Genomic DNA, 15,926 nt, shown 5'->3' with positions numbered 1-15,926 from the left:
CGGCGTTGATCTGCAATGCGATCGTGCTGAAAGATGCTGTCCTCATTTGGCGGCGCGATGAGCTGGCGTCGGAGGCGGATAATTTCAAGGTAGAGCGGGCCTTCTTTAGGTTTTCGCTGCTTTATCTCTTCGTGCATTTCCTTGCGATTTTGGCAGAGGCTCTTTTGGCGCCCTATGGGTTGGGAGGCTGGTCATGAGTTTTCGGGTTGAGACAGATATGCATCGGCGCAGGCGCAGTCAAAACCTTGGCGTGGCTGTGTGTTTGGTGCTGTTTATCGGATTGGTCACGGTGCTGAGCTTGGTGAAGATCACCAGCACAGGACCGGTCGAGGGTTATGATCACGCTCCGCGTTCATCGGCGACCGAGGAGCCCAGTCAGTGACGCCACAATCCAAAACGTTGAGCCAAACTTTGGCGGTTGTGGTCCTGATGGGAAGCCTCGCTTGGGCCAGTGTGCCTTTTTACGACTGGTTTTGCCGGGTCACAGGCTTTGGTGGCGTGACTGGCACTGCCGATTTGGGCAGTGAGACCGTCTTGGACGAAACCATCAAAATTCGCTTTGACGCCTCTGTCGATAAAGACATGAATTGGCGTTTTAAGCCGGTTGAACGCACGATGGAATTGAAAATCGGTGAGACTGGTTTGGCCTTTTACGAGGCCTATAATCCCACCGACCGGCCCATAGCCGGATCGGCCAGTTATAACGTTACCCCCTACCAAGCGGGCGGCTTCTTCACCAAGATTGATTGTTTTTGCTTCGAAGAGCAGCTTTTGATGCCTGGTGAACGGGTGCAGATGCCCGTAACGTTCTATGTCGATCCTGAAATTGTCAGTGACACAGAAGGTAAGTATATCCATACGATAACCTTATCGTATACATTCTACGAAATTGATTTGCCCGAGGCGCAGGCTGCGTTGCAGATCGATACACCCATAAAACGAAACTAAGTTCGACGAGGCCCAACTATGGCACATGAAAAGAACCACGATTATCACATCCTTCCCCCTTCAGTGAACCCGCTTTTGGGGTCCTTGGCGGCTTTGGTGATGCTAACAGGAGCGATCCTTTGGATGCATGACAACGGGCCCTATATCTTCTTGGCCGGCTTTGTTGGCGTGCTTTATATCATGTACGCATGGTGGAGCGAAGTTGTCGCTGAAAGCCATGTGGGGGATCACACTCCTGTTGTGCAAATCGGCCTGCGTTATGGGTTCATCTTGTTCATCATGTCCGAAATCATGTTCTTCTCGGCTTGGTTCTGGAGCTTCTTTAAACATCAGCTTTACCCGATGTACGAATATGTCGGCACGGAATATCTGAAGCCTGAATTTCACCAAATCAACGCGTTCGAATTGCCCTTGATCAACACGCTTTTGCTCTTGATTTCAGGCTGTGCGGCCACCTGGGCACACCACGCTTTGGTGCATGACAACAACCGCAAAGATCTGCGTATGGGGCTGATCCTAGCGATTGCTTTTGGAGCTGTTTTCACAGCGTTTCAGGTGTATGAGTACCGCGAATTGCTGGTCGTTGATGGGTGGACGTTCTCTGGTGAGATCACCTTCGCTAACTTCTTCATGGCCACAGGGTTCCACGGCATGCATGTTTTGATCGGTACGATCTTTTTGCTGGTCTGTTTGATCCGGGTCACCAAGGGCCATTTCACACCGCAAAGCCATGTAGGGTTTGAGGCTGCGGCATGGTACTGGCACTTCGTGGACGTGGTTTGGCTGTTTTTGTTCGCCGCTGTCTACCTCTGGGCCGGCTAAACCGAGCTTGCCGGCGCACCAGCGCGACGGTCACTTTATGAAAAGGGCGGCGTGCAGCTGCCCTTTTTGCGCTTTGAAGGGGATGAAATGCGTTATTGGGGTATGATTTTATTGGCCACAGTGGGCACGGCCATCTTACTGGGGCTGGGCGTCTGGCAAGTGCAGCGCTTGGCCTGGAAAACGGATATTCTGGCGCAGATTGAGCGCAAGATCTTGGCGCCTGCCATCGATATCCCAGCTCAGGTCAGCTCGGCAAGGCATGACCTTTTGCCCGTGCGTGGCACAGGGCAATATATTGGTGACGATACGGTCCGTGTCCTCGTGTCGCAAAAGATTTACGGTGCAGGCTATCGGTTGATAAATGCTTTTGAACTTAGTGATGGTCGCAAGATCATGGTGGATCGCGGCTTCATCTCTGTGCGCGCCGCTCTGCCCGCCGTACCCAAGGGCACGGGCCAGGTGACGGGCAATTTGCAGTGGCCGCAGGAAATTGACAGCTTCACCCCTGACAATGATCTTGCTGCGAACATATGGTTTGCCCGCGATGTTGCCAAACTGTCCGCACATCTGCAGACCGAACCAATCTTGCTGGTGCTGCGCAACAGCAGCTTTGCCGATGACCTGGCCAGGCCATTGCCAAAAATGAGTGCCAGTATCCCCAATGACCATCTCAATTATGCGCTGACCTGGTTTTCTTTGGCATTAATCTGGCTTGGAATGTCTGGCTATTTCCTTTACCGATCCCGTAACAGTAAAACTTAGGGTCAAGGCAATGAAATATATCTCAACCCGCGGGAATGCGCCTGTTTTGTCATTTGAAGAGGCCATGTTGAGTGGACTTGCGCGGGACGGCGGGCTTTATGTCCCACAAAGCATCCCGCAAATGAGCGCCGCTGATATCGCTGCGCTGGCCGGTCAGCCCTATGAGGAGATTGCTTTTCGCGTGATGAAGCCCTTTGTAGGGGATTGTTTCAGCGATGCTGAATTGATGGATGCCATTACAGCTGCCTATGCGAGTTTTGGCCATGCTGCGCGCGCGCCATTGGTGCAATTGGGCCCAAACCATCATCTGCTTGAGCTTTTCCACGGCCCGACACTGGCTTTCAAGGATTTTGCTATGCAGTTGATTGGTCAGCTGTTTCAAAAGGCGCTTGCACGGCGCGGGGAACGGGTGACGATTGTCGGCGCCACCTCTGGCGACACCGGATCAGCCGCGATTGAGGCGTTTCGCGGCTTGGATGTGGCCAATGTATTTATTCTTTTCCCCAATGGACGAGTGTCAGAGGTGCAACGCCGTCAAATGACCACTCCGGTTGAGGCCAATGTCCACGCCATCGCAATGGAGGGCACATTCGACACATGCCAAGCCATGCTCAAAGACATGTTCAATGATTTTGAATTCCGTGACGGGGTGAAGTTGGCAGGGGTCAACTCAATCAATTGGGCTCGGGTTTTGGCACAGGTCGTGTATTATTTCAGTGCTGCAACCAGCCTAGGCACCCCGCATCGTAAGGTCTCTTTCACCGTGCCTACGGGTAATTTTGGAGATATTTTTGCAGGTTATATTGCCAAACGCATGGGGCTGCCGATTGACCGTTTGGTGATTGCCACTAACCGAAACGATATTTTGCATCGCGTCATCTCCACTGGGCGCTATGACACTGATCAAGTATTTCCCACCATTACCCCCTCCATGGATATCGAAGTATCCTCGAATTTCGAACGGGCGCTCTTTGATGCCTATAACCGCGATGGAGCTGCCGTGGCGCAGCTGATGGGGGAAATGAAGCAAGGCGGATTCGGCATCAGCCAGGGTGCTTTGCATGCGTTGCGCAAAGACTTTTGACAGTGGCCGCAGCTCCGAAGAGGAAACCAGCGCCACGATCCAAACCCTCTTTGCCACCACCGGCGAAGTGCTTTGTCCACATTCCGCCGTCGGTGTGAAAGTGGCTGAGGGACACTTGGGCAGCTCTGTGATGATAACGCTGGCAACGGCACATCCCGCAAAATTCCCGGACGCCGTGGCCGCAGCTGTAGGGCTTCGGCCTGCTTTGCCACGCTCGCTGGCGGATTTGTTTGACCGCGAGGAGCGCATGACCGAAATGCCCAATGATTTGCAATTCATGAAATCTCTAGTTCGCGAGCGTATTGCCCTTTGACCGTCCAAACCCATCGCCTGAAAAATGGCTTTCGCATCGTCACTGAGCATATGCCAGGACTTAAATCTGCCTCTGTAGGCATATGGGTCAACGCCGGCGGCCGCCATGAGCGGATCGAACAAAATGGCATTGCGCATTTTCTCGAGCATATGGCCTTTAAGGGGACAGCGCGGCGCAGTTCGGTGCAGATTGCCGAGGCGATTGAGGATGTGGGTGGGTATATCAACGCCTATACCAGCCGCGAGATGACAGCCTATTATGCACGGGTATTGCAAAGCGATGTGCCTTTGGCTCTCGATGTGATTTCAGATATTGTACTCAATTCGGTTTTCGATCCGGCTGAAATTGAAGTCGAGCGTGGGGTGATCCTGTCTGAGATTGGTCAAGCGTTGGATACGCCGGATGATATCATCTTTGATTGGCTGCAAGAGGTCTCTTATCCGGGGCAGGCCATGGGGCGATCAATTTTAGGGCCAGAGGAGCGTGTGGCCCAATTTCAAAGAACGGATTTGTCGCAATTTGTGCACGAAAATTATAGCCCTGATCAAATGGTTCTGGCGGCGGCCGGGGCGGTGGATCATGCGGAAATTTTGCGGCAATGTGAGGATATTTTTGGCGATTTGACCGCGCGGGCGCAGGCACAGGTGACGCCGGCGCAATTTCAGGGCGGCGAAATTCGCCGCGTGAAAGATCTTGAACAGGCGCATTTTGCTTTGTCTTTCGAAAGCCCGAATTACAAAGACCCCAATATCTACACGGCACAGATTTTTTCCTCGGCTTTTGGCGGCGGTATGTCGTCCCGGCTGTTTCAAGAGGTGCGGGAAAAGTGCGGCCTATGCTATTCGATTTTTGCCAGTGCTGGCGCCTATTGCGATACGGGCACGATGACACTCTATGCCGGCACTTCCGGCGATAAACTGTCTGATTTGGCCCATATCACCATAGATGAGCTAAAACGCGCGGCAGAAGATATGAGCGAAGTTGAAGTGGCCCGAGCGCGGGCCCAGATGAAAGCGGGCATGTTGATGGGGCTGGAAAGCCCCTCTGCGCGGGCTGAGCGCCTGGCGCGGATGCTTTCGATTTGGGACCGCATTCCTGTTTTGGACGAGGTCGTGGCGCAAATTGATGCGGTAACTGTTGAGACTGTGCGCAGCTATGCCGGGGCGATGTCCGATGGCGCACCGGCGGCTATGGCGCTTTACGGACCGGTGAGCGATGCGCCCGATCTGGCGGCTGTACAGGCCAGATTGGTGGCGTGATTGATGTTTGCCCGTAATGCCAAGCCTGTGTGTGAGACCGACCGGCTTATCTTGCGGTTGCCTCAACACAATGACTTTCGCGCTTGGGTAGAGCTGCGCAGCGAAAGCCGTAATTTTCTTTCTCCTTGGGACCCGGTCTGGTCAGAGGAGCATTTGACTCGGCGAAACTTTACGGCGCGGGTATACTGGGCACAGCGCGCCGTTAAAAATGGCTCAGGCTGTCCGTTATTTTTGCTCCGTAAGACCGATCAAGCGCTTGTGGGAGCAGTCACATTGGACAATATCCGCAGAGGCCCGGCTCAGGCAGGAACTTTGGGATATTGGACAGGAGAGCGCTTCGCGCGTCAGGGCTATATGCGCGAGGCGGTCACCGGGCTGGTGGCCCATGCTTTTCGCAAACTTGATTTGAGCCGCATTGAGGCGGCCTGCTTGCCGGAAAACCACGCCTCGCGCGGTTTATTGGAGAGCTGCGGCTTTAAATATGAAGGGGTGGCGCAGAGTTATTTGCAAATCGCGGGACGCTGGCGTTCCCATGTGCTATATGCCGCGATCCGCTTTGATAGGCGCGGTAAAACAGAGGCAGGCTAAACACCCTCGTAGGAGCACAGGCAATGGACGGGCATGTCTAAACCCTCCAGCACACGGCGGCCGCCAAGGTCTGGCAGATCAATGATAAATGCGCATCCAATGACATCTGTGCCGAGACGTTCCAAGAGCTTGAGACCTGCGGCTGCAGTTCCGCCCGTGGCCAAAAGATCATCAACCACCAGAACCTTTTCACCCGGTTCAATGGCGTCTTCATGTATCTCCATCACCGCCTCGCCATACTCCAATGTATAGGCCTGTGATAGGGTCTTGCCGGGCAGTTTGCCTTGCTTACGGATTGGCACGAAACCTTTACCCAGCTGATGCGCAATGGCGCCGCCCAGAATGAAGCCGCGTGCCTCAAGGCCAATAATCTTGTCGACCGGGATTCCTGCATAGGGATGCAGCAGTTGATCAATAGCCAGACGCAGGCCGCGCGGGTCGGCAAAAAGCGTGGTGACATCGCGGAACATGATCCCCTCATGTGGGAAATCAGGGATGGTGCGGATATAGTCTTTTACGGTTTTCATAAAACAGTCCTCTTCTGGCGCGCCCGTCATAGCAGCTCTGTTGGCAGAGACGAGCCCCAATTTGCCGTGTTTGACAATGTAGCGCCTTAGCGCAAGACCCGTCCGGCAACGGCATCGAGCTTGCTGAGCAAAACAGGATCACGGGCCTCGGGAACGGTGAGTATAGCATATTCCAGTGATCGGTCGCAGCCAGCCGGGCAGAGGTTGCGGGTGGCGCCCAAAAGCTGCGGCAGGCGTGCCACCATCCCCTTGGCCTGCGCTGAATTGCCCATGAGAGTCTTGATGATTTCCGTCACATCGACCTCCCCATGATCTGGGTGCCAGCTGTCATAGTCGGTGATCATGGCCACGGAGGTGTAGCATAATTCGGCTTCGCGCGCGAGTTTTGCTTCAGGCATATTGGTCATACCGATCACATCCGCCCCCCAGCTTTCACGATACATGCGGCTTTCAGCCAGTGTTGAGAATTGTGGCCCTTCCATGGCGAGATATGTGCCACCCTCATGCACGGTTATCCCTTCCGCCCTTGTCGCCGCAGCACAAGCAGCTGATAGCCGAGGGCAGGTCGGGTGGGCGAGGCTGACGTGACCCACGCAACCGCTGGAGAAAAAGGAGCTGGCCCGCTGTGTGGTGCGGTCTATGAACTGATCGACCAAAACAAAATGTCCTGGCTCCATCTCGTCGCGAAACGAACCGCAGGCACTTACGGAGACGACATCTGTAACTCCAAGTCGTTTCAAAGCGTCGATATTGGCGCGATACGGTACATCACTGGGGGCGTGGACATGGCCGCGCCCGTGACGGGGCAAGAAGACCATTTCGACACCGGCCAGCTGTCCGGTGAGCAGCTCATCGGACGGCACGCCCCAGGGACTCTCGACTTGTTGCCATTTAGGGTTTTGCAGCCCATCAATGTCATAAACCCCGGAGCCACCAATCACTCCAATTTTTGTTGTGCTCATCGTCTGCGTCCTTAATGATGTCGAAGTATCTTCATTTTGTTACATGTTTTTATGCGCCGCGCTAGTCGCCGACCGGGGCTTTGGGCTCAGAATTTCACAGCGCGTTAAGAATTCTGTGACCTCCGCGAAATATATGATAAGAGGCGGCAAAGTTTCGACTGTTCGACAAAAAGGTTTCCATTATGTCTCGTGTTTCATTGGCTGCATCGGCGGTCAAATCTTCTTTTGCCAACTTTAATTTGAGCGCTGGGGAGCCCTTGACCCCAGGCCGTATTCGTATCGAGCTCTTGGCTGGTCTCACCGTGGCTTTGGCGCTGGTGCCCGAGGCGGTGGCCTTTGCCTTTGTCGCTGGGGTGCACCCTTTGGTCGGGCTTTATGCCGCTTTTATCGTTGGGCTGATCACCGCGCTGATCGGTGGGCGCCCTGGGATGATTTCCGGCGCAACGGGCGCTCTGGCGGTGGTCATGGTGGCGCTTGTGGCGCAGCATGGAGTCGAATATCTCTTCGCGACGGTGGTGCTCATGGGGCTTATTCAGATTTTTGTTGGCATTATGAAATGGGGCAAATTCATTCGTCTTGTGCCGCATCCGGTGATGCTGGGTTTTGTGAATGGCTTAGCAATTGTCATTTTCCTGGCGCAGATGACACAGTTTAAAGTGCCGGGATCTGTGGTAAACACGGGCCATGGCATGTCGAGCGGGGAGTGGCTTTCGGGTCTGCCCATGTTGTTCATGCTGGGGCTGGTTGCGCTCACTATGGTGATCGTTTGGGGCATGCCCAAGCTGACCAAAGCGGTCCCGGCTCCTTTGGCGGGAATTGGTATTGTCGCGGTGGTTGTGATTGCCTTTGGCATTGATGTGCCACGCGTTGGCGATTTGGCCAGTATTGAGGGCGGCTTGCCGCAGTTTCATATCCCCAGCGTGCCGCTGACCTTAGAAACTTTTTGGATCATCCTTCCCCATGCGGGGATTCTGGCTGCCATTGGCCTGATTGAAAGCCTGCTGACGCTCAATCTTGTGGGGGACATCACCAACAAGCGAGGGGGTGCGAGCCAAGAGAGTATTGCGCAGGGCATCGCGAATACCGTCACTGGATTTTTTGGTGGAATGGGCGGCTGCGCCATGATTGGTCAGTCGATGATCAATGTGAAATCCGGCGGGCGCACCCGTATTGCCGGCACCGCCGCAGCGTTGTTCCTTTTGGCCTTTATCGTCGTGGCCTCTCCCTTGATCGAACAAATTCCTTTGGCCGCTTTGGTCGGCGTAATGTTCATGGTCGTGATCGGCACTTTTGCTTGGAACAGTTTGATGATCATGCGAAAAGTGCCGCTGACGGATGCCTTTGTGATCATCTTGGTCACGGCTGTGACGGTGATGACTGACCTTGCCATCGCGGTTGTGGTTGGGGTTATTGTCTCGGCGCTGGCCTATGCTTGGCAAAACGCCACCCGGATCCATGCGAACCGTGCGGTTGAGAGTGATGGCACCAAGGTTTACAAAATCCGCGGTCCGCTTTTCTTTGGCTCAACAGAGGGGTTTTCGGAGCTGTTTACCCCATATGAGGATCCAGAGACGGTGGTTGTCGATTTCGCAGACAGCCGGGTTGCGGATCAATCGGCTCTGCAGGCGATTGAGGCCTTGGCGCTGAAATATGAAGAGGCGGGCAAGCGCATTCAATTGCGTCACTTGAGCAAAGATTGCCATTACCTTCTAAGCAAGGCCGGGCATTTGATCGTCGACAGTGATGATGACCCTGACTATCAAATTGCTGTGGATTACGGTGTGCGCACTGGCATTTTGGCGGCTGGGCATTAGACCTCAAAGCACCATAGCCGCCCGGATCAGTCGTCCGGGCGGCTCAGAGCAAAGCTGTGATCCACAAAGCTGTAATCTTTGTAGCCCAAACGCGCCAATGGCTTAAATTTTTTCACATCAAACAGGCCATCCACCATACAATCATCACGCATATGAACGCCGGTGACTTCCCCGAAGACGGCAAAATTAGCCGGCCCGGCCAGCGTGATGATCTGTGTCACCTTACACTCAAGGCTGGCGGGCGCGCCGGCAACGCGAAACCCTGAGATGGTGTCACAGGCCAGGGCTTCGAGCCCTGCATGTGCAAACTCATCTTCTTGCTTTCCAAGACTTGCCGAGGAGGCATTCATCGCGTTTAGCATAGCATATTCGACAATATTGACGCAAAATGCTCCGGTCTCGCGGATATTGCTGACGCTGTCTTTTGTGCCATCCTGATCGGCTTTTGCACCGGTGGATGCAAACATCACCTGCGGCGGCACATAGGCCACGGCGTTGAAAAACGAATAGGGCGCCAGGTTGCGTCGTCCATCTGCGTCCTGCGTTGAGATCCAGCCGATGGGCCGCGGGGCAATGATGGCATTAAACGGATTATGGGGCAGGCCGTGACCCTCGTCGGGACGATAAAACATGTGCTCTCCTCTGGGTTTGCGCCAAGCGTAACCGCGTGTTAGGCCAGTTGCAAAACGAAAGAGGACGGGGCGGTGTTTCATTTAAACCGCGAGACAGACGCAGATTGGTGGGAAGTCGAAGCGCTGTATGATTTGTGCTTTGCTCCGGGCCGGGAGGCTTTGTCTTCCTATCGATTGCGCGAGGGAACTCCGCCGATTGCCGCCCTGTCACAGGTGGCGCGGGATCCAGATGGCATTCTGGCCGGTGCCATTCGCTATTGGCCTGTCTGTGTCGGGGAGCGTCACGTGCTCTTGCTTGGGCCGATTGCCGTCCACCCAACTCGGCAGGGCGAGGGGCTGGGGGGATATTTGATTCGTGAAAGCCTGGCCTTGGCGCCAGGACTTGGTTGGAACAAGGTGCTGCTGGTGGGGGACGCGCCCTATTATCAAAGATTCGGATTTCGACCTTTGAGCGGTGTTGAAATGCCGCCGCCCACCAATCCCAAACGTATTTTGGGCATGTCTTTGGCCACCGCCGCTTGGGAAGGGGTGCAAGGTCAGGTGACCCGCGCCCGATTTTAACGCCAGATATAATCTCAGTCTGAACGCCTGACATCAGCCCCCAGATGACCCTGTGGCCTCCGTTCTCCGGCGGAGCGCCCGGCACCAAAGATCGGCTGAAGCCTTGCGCGCTATGATTAGAGTTTTATTTCGTCTATCTGTAAACCATGTTAAAATCCAAAAAAATTGAAGGTATGTATTTAATACAGGCAGGATTATGGCAGATCCCAAGCAGCTCGAAATATTGAAGCAAAGCGTTGATGTGTGGAATCGATATGTCCGATCGGGCGTCAAGATTAATTTGTCTAGAGCGAACCTGCTGCGGGCGGAGCTGCGGGATGCGGACCTGCTGGCGGCGAACATGCTGGGGGCGGACTTTCGGACAGTTATCAATGATGCGGGTGAGAGGGAGTTTACAGATCTTGGCGAGACCGTGGGTCTGACGTAGGGGCAGCTTGAAGACATGAATGTGGATCGGGTGGTGATCATACCAGATCGTCTCACCTATCCAGACGCGTGGCCCGAACCGCCGGGGAGCGAGGTGGTACCGGAACAGCCCGAGGCACCCTTTGTATTTATCCCCTATGCTCATGATAATAAGATAGAAGTGGCTGGGATCGTCCGCTATTTGCAAGCCCATAATATCAACATCTGGTGGAATGGTGATATCGTGCCGAGGGATCGGTGGCGCGACCGAATTAAAGGCAATTTGGCACAGTGTCAGGCGGTTCTCACGCTTTGGACCAAGCAGAGCGTGCGATCACACAGTGTCATTGAGGAGGCCGGAGAGGGGAAACGCCAGGGCAAGCTGATGCATGCCAAGCTTGACAGCGCGCCGCTGCCCTATGGCTTTGGCGAGGTTCAATATGCCAGTTTGACCGATTGGGATCGCCAGTCAGATACGCTGGAAAGTTTACGTTTGTTAGAGGCGCTCAAGCTAAAACTGGATCCTGATGATGCAAATGTGAAACAGCAATTGGAAACCGCCTCCGCAGTTGAATTTGCAGTGCGGAACGGCAAGGTGATCCTGGGAGATAAGCCGCTTCATACGCCGCCACCGGCAAATAACCCCAAAGATCTGGATGACCTGCGCAGGGCCTTCATAGAGCTCATTGAGAACATCAGGGCTGATTTTTTAGCGCGCAACTATAACTTTGATTTGGGCGTATTGTAGATCAATACATCCAAATATTAAATTGTTTTAAAATATAAAAATAAAAATTTGTATAGGTATGAAAACGCTACAGGCCGCATCAAAAGCATCAAGGATGAGGCGGCGGTGGGGGCCTGGAGCGACAGTCTTATAAGCGACACCACAGCGCTTTTTGAGCAACATGAAATGATGCGCAAATACCTCCAGCCTGAGCAGCCGCCTGCTGGCGCCCCCGGGGCCATTGGCCCGGCACCTTTGGCATCGGGCACAGCGGATGCGGTGGCGATTGAGCAGCAATTTAAAAAGGCCAACCTAGATCCTAAAATGGGCGATATCGCAGACCGGGAGGTTATGGAATATTTCAAGGATCTTGATACGGATCTGAAGGAGACAATATCTGAAGCCCCCCTCAATGATGCGCAGGATGATCTGAAAAATCGCCAGATCATGCGCGGGCTGGTCAATCTGGCGAAGGCTGCAGCGGGATTTACCACTGCGGTCACGGCCGAGCTTACGGTCGCGGTGATCGGCGACCCAATCGCTGCGCAGCACATTTTGACGCAATTTAACGCAATTCTCGACAAGTTGTTTAAGATTTTTTACTAAGCTCTCCAGCAGCCCTGTCGCCTTGGTCACTGCGGGCCGCTCTTTTTAGAGCATCGGCAAACATTACCTGCGCTTCGGCCTGTTCATCTGATACTGCGCTTTGCTCAATTGCAGCTATATTTTTCGCATGTCGCGCTTCTTCTGCCGTTTATTCCTATTTAGACAGAATAACTGGCTTTACCTTTCGCAGAAATTTCACTACCAAATCCATCAAGATTCGAGCCGTAGACGAAGTATCGCTTACCAGTTCCTTCGGGTTCGAGTTTGGCTAAGACGAGTTGTGTTAAATCTTCTTGCACAGATGATCCGCTGCTAAATTTGGTAGACGTTTACGAGACGTGGTCCCAATTTAACAGTCAAGATTTTCAAAGCGAGAACGCAGGAAACGCAGTGTAATCGATAAGCCCAAGTGGCGGAATGGTAGACGCAGGGGATTCAAAATCCCCCGCCGCGAGGCGTGCCGGTTCGAGTCCGGCCTTGGGTACCAAAAACCGACAAACACACATGAATTGAGGGCTGCTTACAGGCTCTGTTAATCCCGCTTCATAACAGGGGTAGCCTCAAAATGACCCATCTCAAGGATCGGATCAAAGGCCGCATCTAACGCCTCAAAGCTATCTGTTTCACATATGATGAAGTTTGTATGGATGAGCCGATTTGAGTATTGCCCGTGAACTTTAATGCCGTGATCGCCCAAGTTCGCTAACGTATTTTTATATAGATCTGCCTTAGTGGGGTGGTGCGCCTGACATGTTGAATAATCATGCGTAACTTTTACCATAAATAACATCGTTCATTTTCCTTTAGTCTTAGAGCTGCAAACTCAAAGTTATTTCACGGTGGTGTGTATTAAATCGCCGCTTAACGGGATTGTATGCCTGTTCACTGAGTCAAACTCCTGCAGAAGATGCCGCTGGCTATCAAGAAATTTTACGCCATCGGCGGCATCCTGAGCAAGTATATTGGCATCTCTTATGACGATCGCATGTAACTCTTCGCCTGATTTCATTAAGTGGAACACTCGGTGCTTGGTTTCATTGTAAGCGCTTAAGTTTGCGGCAAATTCATCGAGGTAACCTGGCTTAGGTTTAAACCTGATGATTGATAGCTTTTGCATGTGGGCCTCCAGTGGCTAAAATTACATCCAAAATGTCGACTAAAATCTGACTATTGGATTGCTTGCATGTCAAAACGGGGATTGGAGGTGATTGTCCCATAGCTAGACCTTGCACCCCCGTGGCAACCGCAGCGAAAGCCCGAATTACATCCGCTGCTGTTTTGTCAGTCTCGGTCATCGGTTCGATCACAGCTAATAACCCCCCTTTGTGAAAGTGGTATCATAGTGAGGCTAAAATCCCCAAAAGGTAAAAACTACGACATAGATTAAAGTGGTTTTGCGGGCCGCGGCATTATAAATTTCCCTGTGCCAAAACCAGGGCTTGAGGAATGTTGGAGAATTTGAGCTCACTTAGATTGGCTGTCACCCGGGTATTACTCAGGCCAGACATTGAATTGTAAAACGGTGAAGAGTTTTCATGACGTCAGGAAGTATGTCTGCTTAAATTCTCCCAACAAAATCAAGCTCAACAGCACCTGAATAATGAATTGGGCAGTTCGGTAACGCCTTAGTGAACTTAGAAATCTCAGATTTGATCAGTGCTTCTATCTCCTTTTGTACCTCAGAGTTAGAAAACTCCCAACCCACCGTTGATACGTTCGGAGTGCTTTCATTGTATAACAGCCTAAAGCGGGCGCCCTCGATGGAAGCGATCATCTCAGGCCATTTTGTTTGGAGCACGCTTTTAAACATCTGTGCATCAACAGGTGTTGTGAATGTACGAATATATAAGTTCATTTGCATTTCGGATCTTCTTCGCCTTACGCTCGCAGCGTCGCGCATCTCTTTGATGGAGTTAACGCTATGAGGTATGTCAACGTTAAATTGCCTTTTGACGGTCTCACCGGACGATTAACCCATAACCAACAATGAATTTTGCTTCGAATTTCGGCTTAAAACGTGCACAGCTCTCTGGTTGCCTCATCGGACTAAGAGACCGCTTAAGGTGCATGTAACATAAGCGCTTACAAGCATGATGGCGCAGCGCATCAACGCGTATGAGTTTCAGGTTCTGGAGTATCACGCACCGCTATTGAGCATATACTGCATAGAGACTCGTGAGATGTTCCTAGGCATGGGGGAATAAATGTATCTGCCCACTAACACTGAAGCTTGTGTTGCCGTTACTATTTGTATGACAGATCAAGAACGCATAATTATCACTTCGGTTTGGAACGACATGAGTCTGCGTAGGAAGCTGGATGATGACCCTTACAGCCTAACGCAAAATGAGCTCAAGGCTTTGAAGAATAATGACCGGCTTAATACCCAACTCAAGTGCCTGTTGAAAGATGCTTTTATTCGGAAGGCGCTGCTCCGGGCGCGTAGTCTCTAAGCTCGGGCATACAACCCCTTCAACTTATTCAAACACCGTTTGTAAGAGGATTTATAAATCCCGAGTAGCTCCTAAGCCTGTAGCTTCTTCACACCAGCCTAAACTGAGCTTGCTGCGGTTTTGTTACGGCCTATTTCAAGTGAGTGTCGCGCTGACGGCCATCCGCAATGACAATCACATGCACATATTGGGTGCCATAGTGTTGCTCTGCGCATTTCAATGAGCAACCGGATGGAACGCCGCCCAGGCGATCCGAGCGCTGCATATTGCAGTGTTGCCGCGCCAGCTGCCCAATGGCTGCATCGGGAGGCAAAAGCGCAGCGATCAGTGTATTTGGTAACCCCATATAGGTGCATCCACTAGCCTACCAACAGGTTCGCGGCCTCAAGTTTTTGCCAGTCGAAAGTCACGCCGATCCCTGCGGTATTTGGGGCCAGCGCCACGTGGTTTTCAATGACGAGCGGGCGCTGTGTGTATTGCTCTATCGGGAAGGAATGGACCTCGATCCAGCCCGCGTTTTTTTGGCCGGAAACAAGGCTCACATGCAGCTCTTGCATCCCATGGCTACAAATCGGGATACCGGCTTGTTTGGCCAGGGCTGCGACCTGAAGAAAGCCGGTGATGCCGCCGCAATTGGAGGCATCGGGTTGGATGAAGCTCAGGTTTGACTGCGCAAATGCCAGCTCAAACTCATGAATTGTATGCAGGTTTTCTCCCATCGCCAGAGGCATTCCCGTTGCTGCGCGGATCTCAGCGTAGCCCAAATAGTTGTCGGGGATGATTGGCTCTTCGAACCATGTAATATCGTAGGGTGCAAAGGCCTTGGCTGCGGTGATTGCTTCTGCGACTGTCATCGAATAATTTGCATCCACCATGAATGTGATATCTGGCCCGATGAGATCGCGTACGGCTTTTATTCGGGCAATATCTTCCGCGAGGGTGGGTTGACCAATCTTGATCTTCACGCCGTTGAAGCCACGGTCAAGATAGCTTTGGACACTGTCCAAAAGTTTTGGCAGGGGAAAGCCAAGATCAATGCCGCCGCAATAGGCTTTACAAGACTGCGCCGCGCCGCCGGCCATTTGCCAAAGAGGCTGGCCGCTGCGTTTGCCACGCAGATCCCAAAGTGCAATATCCACAGCAGAGATCGCAAATGCAGCGATGCCGCCGCGCGCCACATAATGCACGTGCCATTGCATCGCATCATAGAGACCTTCCACATCCGTTGCGGATTGGCCCAAAAGAAATGGGGTCAAGTCATGAGATATCATGGCAGCAATCGCATGTCCGCCTTTGCCGCCCGTGTAGGTATAACCGGTGCCAGATGATCCATCCTCAAGATGGACGGTTGCGGTGATCAGCTCAAAAATATGATGGTCGCCGTGTTTGGCATCCACCAACACCTCTGCCAAGGGAATATGAAATAGACGGACATCGATGGCTGCGATAGCGCTCATGCAGCA

At 52.8% G+C, this 15,926-nt stretch carries 20 protein-coding genes, 1 tRNA gene and 2 pseudogenes; 15 read left to right on the top strand and 8 right to left on the bottom strand.

Annotated features, from left to right (window positions below; translation table 11 throughout):
* The 8 genes and pseudogenes from ABLW18_RS02545 to ABLW18_RS02510 form a co-directional block, all read left to right on the top strand.
* Positions 1-197: pseudogene (locus ABLW18_RS02545) on the top strand (protoheme IX farnesyltransferase); the annotation flags it as partial.
* Positions 194-382 carry a hypothetical protein gene (locus ABLW18_RS02540; protein ID WP_347823310.1) on the top strand — a complete coding sequence of 63 codons (189 nt, stop codon included), beginning with the start codon at positions 194-196 and terminating at the stop codon, positions 380-382. The pseudogene ABLW18_RS02545 and the gene ABLW18_RS02540, both read left to right, overlap by 4 nt.
* Complete coding sequence (locus ABLW18_RS02535; protein WP_347823309.1) at positions 379-948, top strand: cytochrome c oxidase assembly protein; 570 nt, start codon at positions 379-381, stop codon at positions 946-948. The genes ABLW18_RS02540 and ABLW18_RS02535 overlap by 4 nt, the downstream gene beginning before the upstream one ends.
* A gap of 18 nt (positions 949-966) precedes the next feature.
* Positions 967-1,770, top strand: coding sequence for a cytochrome c oxidase subunit 3 (locus ABLW18_RS02530; RefSeq protein WP_347823308.1), 804 nt, complete (start codon positions 967-969; stop codon positions 1,768-1,770).
* An 87-nt stretch (positions 1,771-1,857) separates the two neighbouring features.
* Positions 1,858-2,532, top strand: a complete 675-nt coding sequence (locus ABLW18_RS02525; protein ID WP_347823307.1) for an SURF1 family protein — start codon at positions 1,858-1,860, stop codon at positions 2,530-2,532.
* 10 nt (positions 2,533-2,542) lie between these two features.
* Positions 2,543-3,929, top strand: a pseudogene (thrC, locus tag ABLW18_RS02520) (threonine synthase).
* Positions 3,926-5,188, top strand: coding sequence for a pitrilysin family protein (locus tag ABLW18_RS02515; RefSeq protein WP_347823306.1), 1,263 nt, complete (start codon positions 3,926-3,928; stop codon positions 5,186-5,188). Before thrC ends, ABLW18_RS02515 begins: the two are co-directional and overlap by 4 nt.
* A gap of 3 nt (positions 5,189-5,191) precedes the next feature.
* Positions 5,192-5,776, top strand: a complete 585-nt coding sequence (locus ABLW18_RS02510; RefSeq protein ID WP_347823305.1) for a GNAT family protein — start codon at positions 5,192-5,194, stop codon at positions 5,774-5,776.
* On the opposite strand, the gene ABLW18_RS02505 is transcribed toward ABLW18_RS02510, so the two are convergent.
* Positions 5,773-6,303, bottom strand: a complete 531-nt coding sequence (locus ABLW18_RS02505; protein WP_347823304.1) for an adenine phosphoribosyltransferase — start codon at positions 6,301-6,303, stop codon at positions 5,773-5,775. The two genes, ABLW18_RS02510 and ABLW18_RS02505, sit on opposite strands and share 4 nt — an antisense overlap.
* Positions 6,304-6,389: 86 nt before the next feature.
* Complete coding sequence (locus ABLW18_RS02500; RefSeq protein ID WP_347823303.1) at positions 6,390-7,265, bottom strand: S-methyl-5'-thioadenosine phosphorylase; 876 nt, start codon at positions 7,263-7,265, stop codon at positions 6,390-6,392.
* Positions 7,266-7,447: 182 nt separating this feature from the next.
* On the opposite strand from ABLW18_RS02500, the gene ABLW18_RS02495 reads away from it, so the two are divergent.
* Positions 7,448-9,079 (top strand): SulP family inorganic anion transporter, encoded by a 1,632-nt coding sequence (locus ABLW18_RS02495; RefSeq protein WP_347823302.1) that lies wholly within the window; start codon positions 7,448-7,450, stop codon positions 9,077-9,079.
* A 26-nt stretch (positions 9,080-9,105) separates the two neighbouring features.
* Here the strand turns inward: ABLW18_RS02495 and ABLW18_RS02490 are convergent, their stop codons facing one another.
* On the bottom strand, positions 9,106-9,711 hold the full coding sequence (locus ABLW18_RS02490) for a flavin reductase family protein (RefSeq protein WP_347823301.1): 606 nt from the start codon (positions 9,709-9,711) through the stop codon (positions 9,106-9,108).
* 72 nt (positions 9,712-9,783) lie between these two features.
* Here ABLW18_RS02490 and ABLW18_RS02485 point away from each other — a divergent pair, with 72 nt between their 5' ends.
* The 5 genes from ABLW18_RS02485 to ABLW18_RS02465 all read left to right on the top strand — a co-directional run bounded on the left by ABLW18_RS02485 (position 9,784) and on the right by ABLW18_RS02465 (position 12,497).
* Positions 9,784-10,272, top strand: a complete 489-nt coding sequence (locus tag ABLW18_RS02485; RefSeq protein ID WP_347823300.1) for an N-acetyltransferase — start codon at positions 9,784-9,786, stop codon at positions 10,270-10,272.
* Between the two features lie 196 nt (positions 10,273-10,468).
* Positions 10,469-10,699, top strand: a complete 231-nt coding sequence (locus ABLW18_RS02480) for a pentapeptide repeat-containing protein (protein WP_347823299.1) — start codon at positions 10,469-10,471, stop codon at positions 10,697-10,699.
* 15 nt (positions 10,700-10,714) lie between these two features.
* Complete coding sequence (locus ABLW18_RS02475; protein ID WP_347823298.1) at positions 10,715-11,425, top strand: toll/interleukin-1 receptor domain-containing protein; 711 nt, start codon at positions 10,715-10,717, stop codon at positions 11,423-11,425.
* 48 nt (positions 11,426-11,473) lie between these two features.
* Entirely contained in the window at positions 11,474-12,010 is a 537-nt protein-coding gene (locus tag ABLW18_RS02470) for a hypothetical protein (protein WP_347823297.1), read from the top strand.
* A 403-nt stretch (positions 12,011-12,413) separates the two neighbouring features.
* Positions 12,414-12,497: transfer RNA gene (locus ABLW18_RS02465), tRNA-Leu, on the top strand.
* 45 nt (positions 12,498-12,542) lie between these two features.
* On the opposite strand, the gene ABLW18_RS02460 is transcribed toward ABLW18_RS02465, so the two are convergent.
* The 3 genes from ABLW18_RS02460 to ABLW18_RS02450 all read right to left on the bottom strand — a co-directional run bounded on the left by ABLW18_RS02460 (position 12,543) and on the right by ABLW18_RS02450 (position 13,871).
* Complete coding sequence (locus ABLW18_RS02460; RefSeq protein WP_347823296.1) at positions 12,543-12,800, bottom strand: DUF3303 family protein; 258 nt, start codon at positions 12,798-12,800, stop codon at positions 12,543-12,545.
* 39 nt (positions 12,801-12,839) lie between these two features.
* Positions 12,840-13,127: a hypothetical protein gene (locus tag ABLW18_RS02455; protein WP_347823295.1), complete on the bottom strand. Its 288-nt coding sequence runs from the start codon at positions 13,125-13,127 to the stop codon at positions 12,840-12,842.
* A gap of 441 nt (positions 13,128-13,568) precedes the next feature.
* A complete protein-coding gene (locus ABLW18_RS02450) occupies positions 13,569-13,871 on the bottom strand; it encodes a hypothetical protein (RefSeq protein ID WP_347823294.1) in 303 nt (100 codons plus the stop codon).
* Between the two features lie 343 nt (positions 13,872-14,214).
* On the opposite strand from ABLW18_RS02450, the gene ABLW18_RS02445 reads away from it, so the two are divergent.
* Entirely contained in the window at positions 14,215-14,463 is a 249-nt protein-coding gene (locus tag ABLW18_RS02445) for a hypothetical protein (protein WP_347823293.1), read from the top strand.
* Positions 14,464-14,593: 130 nt separating this feature from the next.
* On the opposite strand, the gene ABLW18_RS02440 is transcribed toward ABLW18_RS02445, so the two are convergent.
* Together ABLW18_RS02440 and ABLW18_RS02435 are read right to left on the bottom strand one after the other, a co-directional pair.
* Positions 14,594-14,809 (bottom strand): hypothetical protein, encoded by a 216-nt coding sequence (locus ABLW18_RS02440; protein ID WP_347823292.1) that lies wholly within the window; start codon positions 14,807-14,809, stop codon positions 14,594-14,596.
* A gap of 13 nt (positions 14,810-14,822) precedes the next feature.
* Positions 14,823-15,920, bottom strand: a complete 1,098-nt coding sequence (locus tag ABLW18_RS02435; RefSeq protein ID WP_347823291.1) for a mandelate racemase/muconate lactonizing enzyme family protein — start codon at positions 15,918-15,920, stop codon at positions 14,823-14,825.
* Positions 15,921-15,926 lie beyond the last annotated feature (6 nt).

It is taken from the genome of uncultured Planktomarina sp. (assembly GCA_943788425.1).
GTDB lineage: Bacteria > Pseudomonadota > Alphaproteobacteria > Rhodobacterales > Rhodobacteraceae > Planktomarina.
Note: the sequence above shows the minus strand (reverse complement) of the source record. Positions and strands in the feature narration are given on the sequence as shown.

What these genes read in the sequence shown, in the direction of transcription:
- ABLW18_RS02540 (WP_347823310.1), top strand. Translation starts at nt 194, where the DNA reads ATGAGTTTTCGGGTTGAGACAGATATGCATCGGCGCAGGCGCAGTCAA.
- ABLW18_RS02530 (WP_347823308.1), top strand. Translation starts at nt 967, where the DNA reads ATGGCACATGAAAAGAACCACGATTATCACATCCTTCCCCCTTCAGTG.
- ABLW18_RS02525 (WP_347823307.1), top strand. Translation starts at nt 1,858, where the DNA reads ATGCGTTATTGGGGTATGATTTTATTGGCCACAGTGGGCACGGCCATC.
- ABLW18_RS02510 (WP_347823305.1), top strand. Translation starts at nt 5,192, where the DNA reads ATGTTTGCCCGTAATGCCAAGCCTGTGTGTGAGACCGACCGGCTTATC.
- ABLW18_RS02505 (WP_347823304.1), bottom strand. Translation starts at nt 6,303, where the DNA reads ATGAAAACCGTAAAAGACTATATCCGCACCATCCCTGATTTCCCACAT.
- ABLW18_RS02500 (WP_347823303.1), bottom strand. Translation starts at nt 7,265, where the DNA reads ATGAGCACAACAAAAATTGGAGTGATTGGTGGCTCCGGGGTTTATGAC.
- ABLW18_RS02495 (WP_347823302.1), top strand. Translation starts at nt 7,448, where the DNA reads ATGTCTCGTGTTTCATTGGCTGCATCGGCGGTCAAATCTTCTTTTGCC.
- ABLW18_RS02490 (WP_347823301.1), bottom strand. Translation starts at nt 9,711, where the DNA reads ATGTTTTATCGTCCCGACGAGGGTCACGGCCTGCCCCATAATCCGTTT.
- ABLW18_RS02480 (WP_347823299.1), top strand. Translation starts at nt 10,469, where the DNA reads ATGGCAGATCCCAAGCAGCTCGAAATATTGAAGCAAAGCGTTGATGTG.
- ABLW18_RS02475 (WP_347823298.1), top strand. Translation starts at nt 10,715, where the DNA reads ATGAATGTGGATCGGGTGGTGATCATACCAGATCGTCTCACCTATCCA.
- ABLW18_RS02460 (WP_347823296.1), bottom strand. Translation starts at nt 12,800, where the DNA reads ATGTTATTTATGGTAAAAGTTACGCATGATTATTCAACATGTCAGGCG.
- ABLW18_RS02455 (WP_347823295.1), bottom strand. Translation starts at nt 13,127, where the DNA reads ATGCAAAAGCTATCAATCATCAGGTTTAAACCTAAGCCAGGTTACCTC.
- ABLW18_RS02450 (WP_347823294.1), bottom strand. Translation starts at nt 13,871, where the DNA reads ATGCAAATGAACTTATATATTCGTACATTCACAACACCTGTTGATGCA.
- ABLW18_RS02445 (WP_347823293.1), top strand. Translation starts at nt 14,215, where the DNA reads ATGTATCTGCCCACTAACACTGAAGCTTGTGTTGCCGTTACTATTTGT.
- ABLW18_RS02440 (WP_347823292.1), bottom strand. Translation starts at nt 14,809, where the DNA reads ATGGGGTTACCAAATACACTGATCGCTGCGCTTTTGCCTCCCGATGCA.
- ABLW18_RS02435 (WP_347823291.1), bottom strand. Translation starts at nt 15,920, where the DNA reads ATGAGCGCTATCGCAGCCATCGATGTCCGTCTATTTCATATTCCCTTG.